Source organism: Rhodanobacter sp. C01 (assembly GCF_002001045.1).
Taxonomy (GTDB): domain Bacteria; phylum Pseudomonadota; class Gammaproteobacteria; order Xanthomonadales; family Rhodanobacteraceae; genus Rhodanobacter.
The window spans coordinates 144,503-160,557 of the sequence record NZ_MUNR01000014.1; the positions used below are offsets into that span (position 1 = coordinate 144,503).

13 protein-coding genes are annotated in these 16,055 nt (G+C 64.4%); 11 read left to right on the top strand and 2 right to left on the bottom strand.

Annotated elements, in window-relative coordinates; translation table 11 throughout:
* Nucleotides 1-245 precede the first annotated feature (245 nt).
* Nucleotides 246-1,103 (bottom strand): outer membrane protein assembly factor BamD, encoded by an 858-nt coding sequence (locus B0E50_RS14875; protein WP_077442127.1) that lies wholly within the window; start codon nt 1,101-1,103, stop codon nt 246-248.
* Nucleotides 1,104-1,174: 71 nt separating this feature from the next.
* Between B0E50_RS14875 and rluD the strand changes: the two genes are divergently transcribed.
* From rluD to clpB, 3 genes are all read left to right on the top strand, one after another.
* Nucleotides 1,175-2,149: a 23S rRNA pseudouridine(1911/1915/1917) synthase RluD gene (gene rluD / locus B0E50_RS14880; protein ID WP_077442128.1), complete on the top strand. Its 975-nt coding sequence runs from the start codon at nt 1,175-1,177 to the stop codon at nt 2,147-2,149.
* A gap of 77 nt (nt 2,150-2,226) precedes the next feature.
* Nucleotides 2,227-2,976 carry a peptidoglycan editing factor PgeF gene (pgeF, locus tag B0E50_RS14885; protein ID WP_077442129.1) on the top strand — a complete coding sequence of 250 codons (750 nt, stop codon included), beginning with the start codon at nt 2,227-2,229 and terminating at the stop codon, nt 2,974-2,976.
* A 141-nt stretch (nt 2,977-3,117) separates the two neighbouring features.
* Nucleotides 3,118-5,715, top strand: coding sequence for an ATP-dependent chaperone ClpB (gene clpB / locus B0E50_RS14890; RefSeq protein ID WP_077442130.1), 2,598 nt, complete (start codon nt 3,118-3,120; stop codon nt 5,713-5,715).
* A gap of 61 nt (nt 5,716-5,776) precedes the next feature.
* Here clpB and B0E50_RS14895 read toward each other — a convergent pair whose 3' ends face one another.
* Nucleotides 5,777-8,266, bottom strand: coding sequence for a TonB-dependent receptor (locus B0E50_RS14895; RefSeq protein ID WP_077442131.1), 2,490 nt, complete (start codon nt 8,264-8,266; stop codon nt 5,777-5,779).
* 277 nt (nt 8,267-8,543) lie between these two features.
* On the opposite strand from B0E50_RS14895, the gene B0E50_RS14900 reads away from it, so the two are divergent.
* From B0E50_RS14900 to B0E50_RS14935, 8 genes are all read left to right on the top strand, one after another.
* Complete coding sequence (locus B0E50_RS14900; RefSeq protein ID WP_077442132.1) at nt 8,544-8,852, top strand: zinc ribbon domain-containing protein; 309 nt, start codon at nt 8,544-8,546, stop codon at nt 8,850-8,852.
* A gap of 102 nt (nt 8,853-8,954) precedes the next feature.
* Nucleotides 8,955-9,512 carry a DUF3011 domain-containing protein gene (locus tag B0E50_RS14905; RefSeq protein WP_077442133.1) on the top strand — a complete coding sequence of 186 codons (558 nt, stop codon included), beginning with the start codon at nt 8,955-8,957 and terminating at the stop codon, nt 9,510-9,512.
* Nucleotides 9,513-9,626: 114 nt separating this feature from the next.
* Nucleotides 9,627-11,399: an aspartate--tRNA ligase gene (gene aspS / locus B0E50_RS14910; RefSeq protein WP_077442134.1), complete on the top strand. Its 1,773-nt coding sequence runs from the start codon at nt 9,627-9,629 to the stop codon at nt 11,397-11,399.
* A gap of 106 nt (nt 11,400-11,505) precedes the next feature.
* Nucleotides 11,506-12,135: an alpha/beta hydrolase gene (locus B0E50_RS14915; protein WP_077442135.1), complete on the top strand. Its 630-nt coding sequence runs from the start codon at nt 11,506-11,508 to the stop codon at nt 12,133-12,135.
* Between the two features lie 102 nt (nt 12,136-12,237).
* Nucleotides 12,238-12,972: a YebC/PmpR family DNA-binding transcriptional regulator gene (locus tag B0E50_RS14920; RefSeq protein WP_077442136.1), complete on the top strand. Its 735-nt coding sequence runs from the start codon at nt 12,238-12,240 to the stop codon at nt 12,970-12,972.
* A 45-nt stretch (nt 12,973-13,017) separates the two neighbouring features.
* Nucleotides 13,018-13,539 carry a crossover junction endodeoxyribonuclease RuvC gene (gene ruvC / locus B0E50_RS14925; RefSeq protein ID WP_077442137.1) on the top strand — a complete coding sequence of 174 codons (522 nt, stop codon included), beginning with the start codon at nt 13,018-13,020 and terminating at the stop codon, nt 13,537-13,539.
* A complete protein-coding gene (gene ruvA, locus B0E50_RS14930) occupies nt 13,536-14,132 on the top strand; it encodes a Holliday junction branch migration protein RuvA (RefSeq protein ID WP_077442138.1) in 597 nt (198 codons plus the stop codon). The genes ruvC and ruvA overlap by 4 nt, the downstream gene beginning before the upstream one ends.
* 19 nt (nt 14,133-14,151) lie before the next feature.
* Nucleotides 14,152-16,038: a potassium transporter Kup gene (locus B0E50_RS14935; protein ID WP_077442139.1), complete on the top strand. Its 1,887-nt coding sequence runs from the start codon at nt 14,152-14,154 to the stop codon at nt 16,036-16,038.
* Nucleotides 16,039-16,055 lie beyond the last annotated feature (17 nt).

A 16,055-nucleotide genomic window follows, 5' to 3' on the forward strand; every position in this document is an offset into this window, starting at 1 on the left:
TCGGCACGGCAGGCGTCCTGGACCAGGGGCCACAGGCACTGGCTTTCCGGAAGTACTCGGGATGCCGGTCCAGCGTTGCGAGGATGGTCAGTTGCCTGACGGGCAATGGATGGCGCGTTGTCGCGGTGGAGCGGTCGGCAACGGCGTGCGCCTGCAGGTGCGTCCTGCCGCAGGCCGATGCTGGACCGCCGGACACAAAAAAGCCGGCGATGGCTCGCCGGCTCATGCGACTCGGAAAATGAAACTCAGTGGTGCCCGGAGAACGGCACCATCTTGCGCAGCGTGGATGGCGCATGCGGCCACTTCGGATCGGTCAGGTAGGGGTGGTTCGGGTAATTCAGCGCCAGCACCTGGCGGGTCTGGTCGGCCAGTTCCTTGTGGCCCAGCGCAAGGTAGCTGCGGGTGAGGATGGCCAGGGCATCACCGGTCTGTGGCGCCTGCTGATAATGCTCGACCACGTACTGCGCGCGATCGGCCGAGCCGACATAGGCCTTGTGCTGCAGATAGAACTCGGCCACGTTGATCTCGTACTGGGCCAGCACGTTGCGCAGGTAGATCATGCGCTGGCGCGCGTCGGCGGTGTAGGCGCTGTCCGGGAATCGCCGCGACAGCTCGGAAAAGTCGTCGAACGACTGCAGGTTGTAGCCCTGGTCACGGCGGGTCTGGCTGTCGCTGTGCTTGGTATGGCGCTCGAGAAATCCGGTGGTGCGGTCAAAATTGATCAGACCGCGCAGGTAATAGGCATAATCAACGTGTTTGCTGGTCGGATTCGTCTTGATGAAGCCGTTGACGGTCGACATGGCATCATCCGGCTGGTTGTCCTTGTACTGGGAATAGGCCAGCTCGAGCTGGGCCTGTTCCGTGTAGGGACCCGACGGGAAACGGGCGACCAGGCGCTGGAAGGCCCTGGTCGATGCCGCATAGTCGGCGTTTTCCAGCGAGGTGTGCGCGTTGTTGTAGAGCGCATCCACCGGCATCGTGTCGATGCTGTCGCGCTTCTTGTGATGGAACATCGAGCAGGCGCCCAACGACACGGCGAGCGCGAGCACGACGAGCACCTTCAGGGCAGACAATGGGGACATCGGCAACTTGATTACGCGCATGAGGACAGGATTCAGATGTTTGATCGAAAAGGCATGATAGCCGAAACCGGCCGCCGCCCGCGGGTGCCGGCATGACCACCATCCGTCATGAAGCAACGGTACCGCTGGATGCGGCCGGAAGCAGGTTCGACCAGGCTTTGGCCGGGATGTTCCCCGATTATTCGCGTTCGCGGCTCGCGGGCTGGATCAAGTCGGGGGCGGTGACCCTCGATGGCGCAACGGCGGCGCCTCGCCAGCTGCTGCGCGGCGGCGAGCTGGTGCGGCTGCAGGTCGAGCTGGAGAACGAGGTCACTAGCGCGCCAGAGGCTATTGCGCTGGTCATCGTCCATGAGGACGAGCATCTGCTGGTGCTGGACAAGCCGGCCGGGCTGGTGGTGCATCCGGGCGCGGGCAATCCGGCCGGCACCCTGCTCAACGCGTTGCTGCATCACGATCCTAAGCTCGCCGAGCTGCCGCGCGCCGGCATCGTGCACCGGCTGGACAAGGACACCTCCGGTCTGATGGTGGTGGCGAAGACGTTGCCGACGTATACCGCGCTGGTCGACCTGCTGTCGCGCCACGAGGTGGAGCGGCAATACGAAGCCGTGGTGCTGGGCACGATGGTGGCCGGCGGCACGGTGGATGAGCCGATCGGCCGCAGCATGGGCGACCGCCTGCGGCAGGCAGTGCGTGACGAAGAGGATGGCAAACGCGCGGTGACCCATTACCGGCTGCGCGAGCGCTTCCGTGCGCATAGCCTCTTGCAGTGCCAGCTTGAAACCGGGCGCACCCATCAGATCCGCGTGCATCTGGCGCACATCCATCATCCGTTGATCGGCGACCCGTTGTACGGCGGCGGCCTGAAGCTGCCCAAGGGTGCCAGCGCGGAGCTGATCGCCATGCTGCGCGGCTTCCGGCGGCAGGCACTGCATGCCGAGAAACTGTCGTTCATCCATCCCATCAGTGGCGAGGCATTGTCGTTCAGTGCCGAGCGGCCGGCTGACCAGCTGGCGTTGATCGAGGCGCTGCGCGCGGATCTGCTGGAGCACGGTTCGGACGACTATTGAGGGCACGGGAGGCGGGGCACGGAACCTGGAGTATGTGCAATGCTTGGTGTTCCCCGCGTTCCCCGTTCCCGGAAACCATGACCGACACCTGGATCTTCCCCGACTGGCCGGCGCCGTCGCGTGTCCATGCCGCTGTCACCACCCGCCATGGACCTGGCATCTCGGCCGTGCCATTCGAGCGTTTCAATCTGGGCTTGCGCAGCGGTGACCTGGCCGATGCGGTGGCGACCAACCGCAGCGCGTTGCAACAGGTGCTGGCGCTGCCTGCCGCGCCCCGCTGGTTGCGTCAGGTGCACGGCACCAGTGTGGCCGAGTTGGGGCCATTGCCCAGTCCTGACGAGCCGCAGGCGGATGCGGCGGTGTCGCATATCCCCGGTACCGTGCTGTCGATTCTCACCGCCGACTGCCTGCCAGTACTGTTCTGTGCCGACGAGGGCAGCGAGATCGGCGCGGCGCATGCTGGCTGGCGCGGGCTGGCGGCCGGGGTGCTGGAGGCAACGCTGACCCAGCTGCACTCACCGCCCGAGCGGTTGCTGGCATGGCTGGGGCCGTGTATCGGCGCCGCCTCGTACGAGGTGGGCGAGGAAGTGCGCGCAGCCTTCGTCGCGCATGATCCGGAGGCGGAGAGTTGCTTTGTGCCGACTCGGCCGGGTCACTGGTCATGTGATCTGGTGGGGTTGGCGCGGCGCCGGCTGGCTGCGGCCGGAGTGACGCGAGTCCACGGAGGTGGCTTCGACACGTTCAGCGATGCACGCTTCTATTCGTACCGCCGCGACGGTGCCCGCACTGGCCGTTTCGCCAGCCTGATCTGGCTTGCCGACAGCTGAGGCTATCCAGCCTGCTACTTGCGGAAGCCTTGACGCCGCGTGCTCACTCCGTCTGCTTGAATCGTCTGCCGTTGTCCGCATCTTTGCGGGCAGTGGCGGCGGGTCCGCCAAATCCTTTCACCTCTTGCAGGGGATCTCGATATGCGGATGGACAAACTCACCTCGCGTTTCCAGCAGGCGCTGGCGGACGCGCAGTCGCTGGCCGTGGGCCGCGACAACAACATGCTGGAGCCGGCCCATGTGATGGCGGCACTGCTCAACCAGCAGGGCGGCTCGACCGGGCCGCTGCTGACCCAGGCCCAGGTCAACGTGCCGGCGCTGCAGCAACGCGTCAACGACATGCTGGAGCGCTTGCCGAAGGTCAGCGGGCAGGAAGGCAATATCCATGCGGGCAACGAGCTGACCCGGTTGCTCAACCTCACCGACAAGCTGGCGCAGCAGCGCGGGGACCAGTTCATCGCCAGCGAACTGTTCGTGCTGGCGGCGCTGGACGACAAGGGCGAGCTGGGCGCGGCGCTGAAGGCGGCAGGTGCGACCAAGCCGAACCTCGAAGCAGCAATCGAGAAGCTGCGCGGTGGCGAGAAGGTGCAGAGCGAGAACGCCGAGGAACAGCGTCAGGCCCTGGAGAAATACTGCATCGACCTGACCGCACGCGCAGAGAGCGGCAAGCTTGATCCGGTGATCGGTCGTGACGAGGAAATCCGCCGCACCATCCAGGTGCTGCAGCGGCGCACCAAGAACAACCCGGTGCTGATCGGCGAGCCTGGCGTGGGCAAGACCGCGATCGTCGAAGGGCTGGCCCAGCGCATCATCAAGGACGAAGTACCGGAAGGTCTGCGCGGTCGCCGCGTGCTGGCGCTGGACATGGGTGCGCTGATCGCCGGTGCGAAATTCCGCGGTGAGTTCGAGGAGCGCCTGAAGGCCGTACTCAGCGACCTGTCCAGGCAGGAAGGCCGGGTGATCCTGTTTATCGACGAACTGCACACCATGGTTGGCGCGGGCAAGGCCGATGGTGCGATGGATGCGGGCAACATGCTCAAGCCCGCGCTGGCGCGCGGCGAGCTGCATTGCATCGGTGCCACCACGCTGGACGAGTACCGCAAGTACATCGAGAAGGATGCCGCGCTGGAGCGCCGCTTCCAGAAAGTGTTCGTGGGCGAGCCAAGTGTCGAAGACACCATCGCGATCCTGCGCGGGCTGAAGGAGCGCTACGCGGTGCACCACGGTGTAGAGATCACCGACCCGGCGATCGTGGCCGCGGCCACGCTGTCGAACCGCTATATCGCCGACCGCCAGCTGCCGGACAAGGCGATCGACCTGATGGACGAGGCGGCCTCGCGCATCCGCATGGAGATCGATTCCAAGCCGGAAGAACTCGATCGCCTCGAGCGCCGGCTGATCCAGCTGAAGATCCAGCGCGAGATGCTGAAAAAGGAGAAGGACAGCGAATCGAAGCAGCGCCTCGCTGATCTGGAAACCGACATCGAGAAGCTGGAGCGCGAGTTCTCCGATCTCAACGAGATCTGGAAATCAGAGAAGGCCGCGCTGCAGGGCGCGACCAAGGTGAAGGAGCAGATCGAGCAGGCACGACAGGAGCTGGACGCGGCGCAGCGCCGGCAGGATTACGCGAAGATGAGCGAGATCCAATATGGCCGTCTGCCGGAGCTGGAGAAGCAGCTCGCCGCGGCGCAGGCCGCCGAGACGCAGGACTTCAAGCTGTTGCAGGACAAGGTCACCGCCGAGGAGATCGCTGAAGTTGTCGCGCGCTGGACCGGCATTCCGGTCGCCAAGATGCTCGAAGGCGAGCGCGAAAAGCTGCTGCACATGGAAGATGATCTGCACCGTCGGGTGGTCGGCCAGGACGAGGCGGTGCGCGCCGTGTCCGATGCGATCCGTCGTTCGCGTGCGGGCCTGTCCGATCCGAACCGGCCGAACGGCTCGTTCCTGTTCCTGGGTCCGACCGGTGTGGGCAAGACCGAGCTGTGCAAGGCGCTGGCCGAGTTCATGTTCGACACCACCGACGCGATGGTGCGCATCGACATGAGCGAGTTCATGGAGAAGCACTCGGTCAGCCGGCTGGTTGGCGCGCCGCCCGGTTACGTCGGTTACGAGGAAGGCGGCTATCTCACTGAAGCCGTGCGTCGTCGCCCGTACAGCGTGATCCTGCTCGACGAGGTGGAGAAGGCGCATCCGGATGTGTTCAACATCCTGCTGCAGGTGCTCGATGACGGTCGCCTCACCGACGGACAGGGGCGCACGGTGGACTTCCGCAACACTGTGATCGTGATGACCTCGAACCTTGGCTCGCAGATGATCCAGGACGTGGCCGAGAACAGCGAGGGCAGCGACGCGGAGGAGCAGTACACGCAGATGAAGGCCTCGGTGCTCGGCGTGGTGCAGGCGCACTTCCGCCCCGAGTTCATCAACCGGCTGGACGAGATCGTGGTGTTTCGCCCACTGGACAAGACGCAGATCCGCGCGATCGCACGCATCCAGCTGGTGAATCTCGAGAAGCGTCTGACCGAGCGTCAATTGAAGCTGGAGATAAGCGATGCCGCGCTGGCGCTGCTTGGCAATACCGGTTTCGATCCGGTTTACGGTGCGCGGCCGCTGAAACGGGCGATCCAGCAACAGCTGGAGAATCCGCTGGCGAAGGAGATCCTGGAAGGGCGTTATCCGGCCGGCGCGCGGATACAGGTCGATGCCGAAGGCGGCCACCTGCGATTCCGGGCGGCTTGATTCCAAGAAAAAATCCCGGCGAAGGCCGGGATTTTTTCTTGTCGCAAATGCGAGCTCTTGCCTACCAGCTGTAGCGCACCTTGCCGTAGACGTAGGCGCCGTTGTAGCCGAATGGCGAGAACGTTGAGTAGGGCAGCGTGCCGTGGTTGCTGTTGTTGGCGATGTTCACGTCGGGGTAGGTATCCGTCGCGTCGTCGACGCCGACCGTGAAGGTCCAGTTGTTCAGGCGGTAACTGGCGGCCAGGTCCAGCACCCATTTCGGCGTGAAGGTCTGGTCCACCACGCCGGTGGCCACGTTGTAAGCAGCCAGGCTGCTGACGTAACTGGTGTAGCGGCCGTAGCGGGTCAGTGTCCCGGTGAGGCTCCACGGACCGACGGCGTACTGTTCGCTGAGGATGAGCTTGCTCTGTGGCGCGCTGTTGGCCAGATAGCCCTTGATGTCCTGCCGGCTCAGACGCGTGTAGGCGACGCCCAGGTTGGTAAGCACCGCCGGATTCGGTTTTACCTGGGTCACCACGTTCTGGTTGTAGTTGGCGCTCAGGGTCGAGGTCAGCGTGCCGGCGTCGCCCAGGCTGGCCACATAGGTGCCGACGAAATCGACGCCGCGTGTACGCGTATCGGCCGCATTGGTGAAGTAGGAAATGCTGCTGTAGTTGAGGTTGCTGATGCCGTTCGCGGCCAGGTAATCCACTACCACCGGTGCTGTGGTGGAGATGGCGCCGGACAGTGCGATGCGGTTCTGGATATCGATCTGGTAGACGTCAAGGCTCAGGTTCAATGCATCGATGGGGTTCCACACCGCGCCGAAGGTGAAGTTTTCGGATTTCTCCGGCTTGAGCGCTTCAGCGCCGAGCAGTTGGGCGATCGGGCTGTTCACCGAGACCAGGCCGGAGTTGTAAATGCCCGACGGCAGGCCGGCGGAGTTGCCGGTGGCGTAGAACAGCGACGACGTCTGCGAGAAATACTGCTGGCCCAGCGACGGTGCGCGGAAGCCGGTCGAGACGCTGGCGCGCAGCGCGAACGTGTCGGTGAAGTCGAAGCGGCCCGCCAGTGAACCGGACGTGGTGTTGCCGAAGTCGTTGTAATGCTCGTGCCGCACGGCCGCGGATACGCCGAGCTTGTCGGTGAGGTTGGTTTCCAGGTCCAAGTATTCGGCCACATCCTGGCGCGAGGCATCCACCGCGTTCACTGGCTGCCAGCCGGCGAAACCCTGCGCGCCACCGGAGACGCCGGACGTGCCGACGTACCAGGACGGTAGCGCGCCGGCGTCGATCTCGTAGGTCTGGCGCAGGTATTCGGCGCCGAACGCCACGGTCACCGGATTGGGCAGCCAGCTGGTGGATACGTCCTTGGCGATATCCAGATCCAATGCCTCCTGCGCGGCGCGCAGGAGGCCATCGTCGAAGGTGGTCGGCGTGCTGCCGAAATCGTGCAGATACGCATAGTTGAGGCTGTGCTGGGTCTCGTAGGAGACGCGGTTGCCACCATAGTTGCCGCTCAGATCCCAGCGCCAGCCGTCGAGCGTGCCGCGGAAGCCGGCGACCAGCGCCTGGTCGGTGGAATTGGCGTTCTCCAGCGGCAGGAAGCCGTTCGGGTAGACCTCGCCGATCAGTGCGTTGTTCGGCGTGGGCGCATTGGTGCCATATCGGAAGAACGCCGGTGACGTGCTGTCGCGGTGGCCGTAATGGCCGAAGGCGTAGAACTGCACATCTGGCGTGATGTCATACTGCGAGTTGATAAACAGGTTCTGGTCGTGCACCGCGGGATCGCCCTGTCGGTAGTTCACGCCGAGTGCCTCCCAGGCCGGTGAGCGGTTGTCCGGCCGGGCACGGTTGGTGTAGTCCTCGTTGCCATCCTGCAGGGTGAAACGGATCCAGCCCTTGTCGCCGGCAAGTGGAATGCCGAAGTTGGCCGAACCCTGCCACTGACGCCCATCGCCGGCGGAGTATTGGCCGCCGGTGACCTGCACCTCGCCGCCCTGCGCGCCCTTCTTCAGGATGATGTTGATCACGCCGGCGATGGCGTCGGAGCCGTATTGTGCGGAAGCGCCATCACGCAGCACCTCGATGTGGTCGATGGCATCGACGGGAATGGTGTTGAGGTCCACCGCCTGCGCACCGCGGCCGAGCACGCCGTTGGTCAGTACCATCGCACCGGCATGCCAGCGCTTGCCGTCCACCAGCACCAGTACCTGATCCGGCGACAGGCCGCGCAGCTGTGCCGGGCGCTGGGTGTCGGCCGTGTCGGCTGCCGCTGGCCGCGGGAAGTTGAGTGACGGAATGATCCGGGCAAGCGCCGTCGGCAGGTCGTTGGTGCCGGTCTGCTGCAGCACCTTGGCGGAGACCACGTCGATCGGCGTCAGTGAGCTGCTTTCGGTGCGGTCGCTTGCGCGTGTGCCGGTGACGATCACGGCGCTCAGATCTTTTGTCTTGGTGGGGGCGGCAGGCGTGGCTGACGGGGTGGCGTCCTGTGCGCTGGCCGTGCTCGCCAATGCAAACAGCACGGTGACTGCCAGGGAAGCCGGAAGGATGGTCTGAAAACGCTTGCTCATGGGTGTTCCCCTCGAAAGATGATTTGTTGCGATGCGACAAATTCAGCCTAGTGGCGCACTTCGCGTGTGTCAATAGACGTTTAGACGTCCAAACATGAGGTCATGTGATTATTCCCTTTGGCAATGAGGGAAGTGCGGGATTGCTTTGCGTGCCTTGCAGACTGGCGGATGCTGGCGCAGGTATCCATGCGACCGATCACACATTGAAATCCTGGCAGATGGGTCGATAATGGCTCGCTGCCCGCCTTGAGGTAGTGCTGGCAAGCTGAGGAAACCCGTGCCCATCTACGAATTCGAATGCAACCACTGCGGTCATCGCTTCGATCGCCTGCAGAAGTTGTCCGACACCGATCCCTCGATCTGCCCGGCCTGCGACGCGCCGCAATTGCATCGCCGGGTCAGTGCGCCTTCCTTCCGGCTGGCAGGCAGTGGCTGGTACGAGACCGATTTCAAGAAAGACGGCGACAAGAAGCGCAATCTGGTCGACACAGCAGGCAGCGAGAAGCCTGCCTCGAGTGGCGACAGTGTTGCGGCCGTGGCGCCCGCGCCGGCAACGCCAGCCAGCAAGGTCGCCGGTAGCGAGTGAGCGTCGTCCGGTCATCACGATCGGAGTGGTGAAACCGGTCGCTGTTCCAGTACGGTTGGCATGTCACGCGATTGGCGTGGCGGATTCTTCAGGGAGACGTCCATGCACCTGTTACGTGGAATTTCTGGCGGCATCGCAGCGAGCCTGGTTGCTGCACTGTCCCTGACGGTCGTTGCGCCGGTGGCACGGGCGCAACAGGTAAACCGGGTGATCCGTTGCGAAAGCAGCAATGGCCAGTTCAACCGCTGCATGGTGCCGTGGCGCGATGCCCAGCTGGTTCGGCAGGAGTCGAAGGGCGCATGCATCCGTGGCCAGAGTTGGGGTGTGGACCGTCAGGGTCTGTGGGTCGATCGCGGCTGCCGTGGCCAGTTTGCCGAAGTGGGCCGTGGCGGTCGTCCCGGCTGGGACGAGCATGGCCCGGGCAATGGCGGCTGGCAGCCCGGACCCGGCTGGGATCGGCAGATCCAGTTGCAGTGCGACAGCAATGGCAAGCGCTACAGCTTCTGCCAGGTTGATGTCGGTGGGCATGGTCGCGTGCGGCTGGTGAAGCAGCTGTCGGACACCCGCTGCAGCGAGGGTTACAGCTGGGGCTGGAATCGCGCCGGGGTCTGGGCCGATCACGGTTGCCGTGGTGTGTTCGTGGTGGATCGACGCTGGTAAGCCACGTCGACACTGCATCGCCGGGCCGCAGGCCGCCCGGCGATGCGGTGCAGTGGTAAGATTCCGGGTCTTTTCCATCTGTTTTGCCGCCCTGCGGCCCGGAGTTCCAAGCGCATGCGCACGCATTACTGCGGCCTCATCGACGAGTCACTCGACGGCCAGACCGTCACCCTGTGCGGCTGGGTCAACACCCTGCGCCTGCAGAGCCATGTCGCCTTCGTCGATCTGCGCGATCACGAAGGCCTGGCCCAAGTGGTGATCGAGCGCGACAACGCGGCGGCCTTTGCGGTGGCGAACGAGATCGGCAATGAATACTGCCTGCGCGTCACCGGCACCCTGCGCAAGCGCCTCGCCGTCAACGACAAGCTGAAGACCGGCACGGTCGAGCTGCTCGCCGATACCGTCGAGATTCTCAACGCCGCGAAGGACCTGCCGTTCGCGCTGCACGAGAATCCGAACGAGGACATGCGGATGACTTACCGCTACCTCGATCTGCGCCGTCCGGAAATGCAGGCGATGATGCGCAAGCGCATCAAGCTGGTGCAGGCGCTGCGCCGCTATCTCGACGAGCGCGGCTTCCAGGACGTCGAGACGCCGATCCTGACCAAGGCCACGCCGGAAGGCGCGCGTGACTACCTGGTGCCGAGCCGCGTGCATCCGGGCCAGTTCTACGCGCTGCCGCAGTCGCCGCAGCTGTTCAAGCAGATACTGATGATGGCCGGCTTCGATCGCTACTACCAGATCGCGCGATGCTTCCGCGACGAGGACCTGCGCGCCGACCGTCAGCCGGAATTCACCCAGCTCGACTTGGAGTTCGCCTTCGTCGAGGAAAAGGACGTGCAGGACTTCGTGGAAGAATTGATCCGCCACGTGTTCCGCGACGTACAGGGTGTGGAGCTCGATGCGAGCTTCCCGCGCATGACCTGGGCTGAGGCGATGCGTCGTTTCGGCTCGGACAAGCCGGACCTGCGCATTGCGCTGGAGCTGGTCGACATCGCCGACGCGGTCAAGCACGTCGAGTTCAAGGTATTCGCCGAGCCGGCCAACGATGCTGGCGGCCGTGTCGCCGCGCTGCGTGTGCCGGGCGGTGCTGTCCTGAGCCGCAAGGAGATCGACGTCCTGACCGAATACGTGTCGCGGTACGGCGCGAAGGGTCTGGCGTGGCTGAAGGTCGAGGATCTGGCCAAGGGTCGCGATGGCATCAATTCGACGGTGGCGAAGTTCCTTGACGACGTGGCGCTGGACGGGGTGCTCAAGGCCACCGGCGCGCAGTCGGGCGACATCGTGTTCTTCGGCGCTGGCAGCTGGAAGGCGGTCACCGACTTCATGGGCGCCTTGCGTCTGAAGGTGGGCAAGGATCGCGGGCTGGTGGAAAACAGCTGGAAGCCGCTGTGGGTCACCGATTTCCCGATGTTCGAGTACGACGCGGAAGAGCAGCGTTACGTCGCCCTGCATCACCCGTTCACCGCACCCAAGGTCGACGATATCGGCGACTTGCGCGCGAACGCGGCCACCGCGGTGAGCCGCGGTTACGACATGGTGCTCAACGGCAACGAGATCGGCGGTGGTTCGATCCGCATCCATCGGCCGGAGATGCAGAGCGCGGTGTTCGAGTTGCTCGGCATCGGTGCGGCCGAGGCCGAGGCGAAGTTCGGCTTCCTGCTGAAGGCGCTGAAGTTCGGCGCGCCGCCGCATGGTGGCCTCGCGTTCGGCATCGACCGCATCGCTGCCTTGATGGCCGGCACCGAGTCGATCCGCGACGTGATCGCATTCCCCAAGACCACCAGCGCGCAATGCCTGATGACCGATGCGCCTTCGCCGATCGCAGCGGTGCAGCTGAAGGAGTTGCATGTGCAGGTGCTCTCTGGCGAGGTATCCAGCGCTTGAGTCTGTGCGCCAAGGCAGGCGGCTGGTGTCAGAGCGATCATGCTGACGCAGCTGTGTGCGGCGGCGTTGTCGTTGCCTTCACTACGCGTCAGGCTTCGTTTGTGCCATGTCTGATCATGTGATCCTGCTGCACGGCCTGTGGATGCGCGGCTTCGCGCTGTCCATGTTGCATCGCCGGCTGATCGAAGCGGGCTTTCGCGTGCACCGCTTCGATTACCTCAGCGTGGCGGCCACCCAGCAACGCATCCTCGACCGGCTGCAGGCGCGCATGATCGGATTGGCGGCGGAGGCCGATGCGGTACATCTGGTCGGGCACAGCCTCGGCGGTCTGCTGGCCTTGCGTGCCTGTCTCGACGGCGAGCTGCCGCCTGGTCGCATCGTCTGCCTGGGCTCGCCCTTGAAGGGCAGTGCGGCGGCACGCGGATTCGCCGCATGGGGCCGTGGTGGCGAAGTGCTGCTGGGGCACAACCGCGAGTTGCTGCAACAGGGCTTCGAGCGCTGGGACGGGCCGCGCGAGGTGGGCATGATCGCCGGTCGCATGCCGCTCGGGCTTGGCGCGATGCTGGGTCATTTCGCCGGCGAGCACGATGGCACCGTGGCGGTGGAGGAAACCCGGCTGGACGGGCTGACCTCCCACTGTGTGGTCGAGGCCAACCATACGGGACTGCTGTTCTCGGCCGAAGTGGCGCAGCGCGTAGCGCGATTCCTGCATCAGGGCCGTTTCGAGGCGGCCTGAGCGGTTTGCCTGCAGGCTGCCTTTTTGCCGGAATCCCGGCACCCGATCCGAAATCAGGTAAAATTCCCGGTTCGTTCATCTGATCCGAGTGCAGGCACTGTCATGGGTAGAGGCCCGTCCATCGAAGGTCGCAAGAATGCCGAGGACGCCAAGCGCGCCAAGGTATTCACCAAGCTGATTCGCGAAATCACCGTCGCCACCCGCGCCGGTGTCGCCGATCCGGCGGGTAATCCGCGCCTGCGTGCGGCGGTCGACAAGGCGCTGTCGGCGAACATGACCAAGGACACCATCGAGCGCGCGATCAAGCGCGGCTCCGGTGCCGATGGCGGCGCCGACATGCAGGAGCTGCGTTACGAGGGCTACGGCCCGGCCGGCATTGCGCTGATCATCGATTGCGTCACCGACAATCCGGTACGCACGGTCGCCGATGTGCGCCATGCGCTGACCAAGCACGGCGGCAACCTCGGCACGAGCGGCTCGGTGGCGTTCCAGTTCAGTCGTTGTGGCGAGCTGGTGTTCGAGACGGCTGGTGATGCCGAACAGGAAGAGAAAATCCTGGAGGCCGCACTCGAGGCGGGGGCCGACGACGTGGTGAACGAGGCGGGCGAGAGCAGCGTGCTGTGCGCACCGGAAAGTTTCGAGGCAGTGCAGCAGGCGCTGGCTGCGGCCGGCCTCAAGCCGGCGCGCGCCGACGTGGTGATGCGCCCGGCCAATCGCGTGGCGATTCCCGCCGAGGCGCAGGAAACCCTGCTTGACCTGATCGACTGGCTGGAAGAACTCGACGATGTGCACGAGATCTATCACAACGCCGCTGTGACGGCCGGGATCCATCCGTAAGCGCCAGTCGGCAGGTGACCCTGCCGACGCGCCGGGCCGCGTTTCATGACCAGAATCATCGGCATCGACCCGGGTAGCCAGCGCACCGGCGTGGGCATTATCGATGTCGACGCGACCGGCAAGCTGTCACATGTTTTTCATGCGGCGCTGGCGGTGGCTGGCGAGGCCACGTTCCCGTTGCGCCTGAAACGCATCTTTGACGAACTGTGTGACATCATCGCCGCGCATCAGCCGAGCGAGTGCGGGATCGAGCGCGTCTTCATGGCACGCAACCCGGATTCGGCGCTGAAGCTGGGGCAGGCGCGTGGCGCCGCGATCTGCGCGGTGGTCAGTCAGGGGATCGTGGTGCACGAATATGCAGCAACCGAAGTGAAGCAGTCCGTGGTTGGCAGCGGCCGCAGCGACAAGACCCAGGTACAACACATGATCGGCATCCTGCTTGGTCTCAAGGGTCCGTTGCAGGCCGATGCTGCCGACGCGCTTGCCATCGCGGTGACGCATGCGCATACCCGCGCCAGCGTGGTTCGTGTGGGTATTCCGCGTACGGCCTGGAGGCGGCGCCGATGATCGGTCGTCTGCGTGGCATCCTGATTTCTAAGCAGCCGCCCCTGCTGCTTGTCGAGGTCGGTGGCATCGGGTACGAGATCGAGGCGCCGATGTCGACGATCTACGACTTGCCGAGTATCGGCAAGGAAGTGGTCCTGCTTACCCATCATGCGGTGAAGGAGGACAGCGTGACGCTGTACGGCTTCCTGCATGAGGCCGAGCGCGCTCTGTTCCGCAATCTGCTGAAAGTCAGCGGGATCGGCGCGAAGATCGCGCTGGCCGTGCTGTCCGGCGTCGCCACCGACCACTTTGCGCGGCTGGTACATGCCGGCGATGTAGTCGCATTGACCAAGATTCCCGGTATCGGCAAGAAGACCGCCGAACGCATCGTGGTCGAATTGCGCGATCGTCTTGACGGGCTGTCCGGCCCGCCTGGTGGCGTCACGCAAAGTGCAGGCGCGCCGCTTGATGCGGCCGGCGAAGCCACCGTGGCATTGCAGCAACTTGGCTACAAGCCGGCTGAAGTCACCCGGCTGGTACAGAAGGTCGCCGCCGAGGGCGACAACGCCGAAGCCATCATCCGCAAGGCGCTGCGCGCCGCGCTCGGAGGTTGAATCCGTGAGTCACGCAAGCATGTCCGCAACAAACGAGTCGGAAACCAAGCGGCGCCTGGCGGCGCTCGCGCTGGGCGCGATCGGCGTGGTCTACGGCGATATCGGCACCAGCCCGCTGTACACCTTGCAGACCACGCTCAGCCACGACGGCATGAGGCCTACGCCGGAAAGCATCTATGGCGTGCTCTCGCTGATCTTCTGGGCGCAGATCGTGGTGGTGTCGCTGAAATATGTCGTGTTCATCATGCGCGCCGACAACAAGGGCGAAGGCGGCATCATGGCGCTGATGGCGCTGGCGCAGCGTAGCGTGCGCGAGCAACCGAAGTTGCGCTGGGTGCTGGCCATCCTCGGCATCTTCGGTGCCTCGCTGTTCTATGGCGACGGCGTGATCACCCCGGCAATTTCCGTGTTGTCGGCGGTGGAGGGTGTGAAGGTGGCAGCGCCCGGTCTGGCACATTGGGTGGTGCCGGTGACGGCGGTGATCCTGTTCTTCCTGTTTGCGATGCAGCGTCACGGCACCGCACGCGTGGGCAACGTGTTCGGGCCGGTAATGGTGGTCTGGTTCATCGTGATTGCGTTGCTTGGCATACATCTGATCGCGAAAAATCCGCAGGTATTGTGGGCGATCAATCCGATGCATGGCGTGCATTTCTTCTTTACCCATGGGATGCAGGCGTTCATCGCGCTTGGTGGTGTGGTGCTGGCGCTGACGGGTGCCGAGGCGCTCTATGCCGATATGGGGCACTTCGGCAAGCGGCCGATACGGCTGGCCTGGTTCAGCTTTGTGCTGCCGGCACTCGTGCTCAATTATTTCGGGCAAGGTGCGTTGCTGCTCGCCCACCCTGAGGCAATCGACAACCCGTTCTTCAAGATGGTGCCGCAGGTCCTGCTGTATCCAATGATCGGTCTGGCCTGCATCGCCACCGTGATCGCCTCGCAGGCGGTTATTTCCGGTGCGTTCTCGATGACCCGTGAGGCAATGTCGCTGGGCTACTCGATGCGCATGCAGGTGGTGCACACCTCGCGCGAGATGTCCGGGCAGATCTTCGTGCCCTGGGTCAACAGCTTCCTGCTGGTGATGGTGCTGGTGGCGGTGTTCGGCTTCCGCAGCTCCGACAGCCTCAGCGCGGCCTACGGCATTGCGGTGACCGGCACCATGACGATCACCACCATGCTGGCTCTGGTGGTGGCACGGCACCAGTGGGGCTGGAGTCGCTTTGCTGTGATTGTGGCCGGTGTGCTGCTGCTGACGATCGACCTGTCCTTCCTCGGCGCGAACCTGATCAAGGTCGAGTTCGGCGGCTGGTTCCCGCTGGTGCTGGGCCTTGGCGTATTCGTGCTGATGACGACCTGGCGACGTGGTCGCGAACTGGTGGTTCGCGAGATCAAGCAGGGCGGCCTGGCACTGGCGCCGTTCATCGCGAACATTTCCGAGCACCCGCCGCTGCGGGTGCCGGGTACGGCGGTGTTCCTCACCGCGAACCAGAATGCAGTGCCGCATGCGCTGCTGCACAACCTCAAGCACAACAAGGTGCTGCACGAGCGCAACGTAATGCTGACGGTGGACATGCTGGAGACGCCGGTCGCCGACGCCAGCGAACGGATCCAGATCACGGCGATGGGCAACGAATTCTTCGGCCTGGAGCTGCGTTTCGGCTTCGCCGAGGATCCGAACATTCCACTGGCATTGTCGCTGTGCGCGCGCACCGGCCTGCCTTTCGACCTGATGGACACCACGTTCTTCCTCTCGCGGGAGAACATCGTCGCCGACAAGCGCCGTCCCGGCATGGTGCTTTGGCGCGACAAGCTGTTCGCCTTCATGGCCCGCAATGCGGTCCCGGCCACGGCGTTCTTCCAGATTCCGGGCAACCGGCTGATCGAGCTGGGTGCGCAGGTGGAGATCTAGGGCGGCGCGCGTGGTGC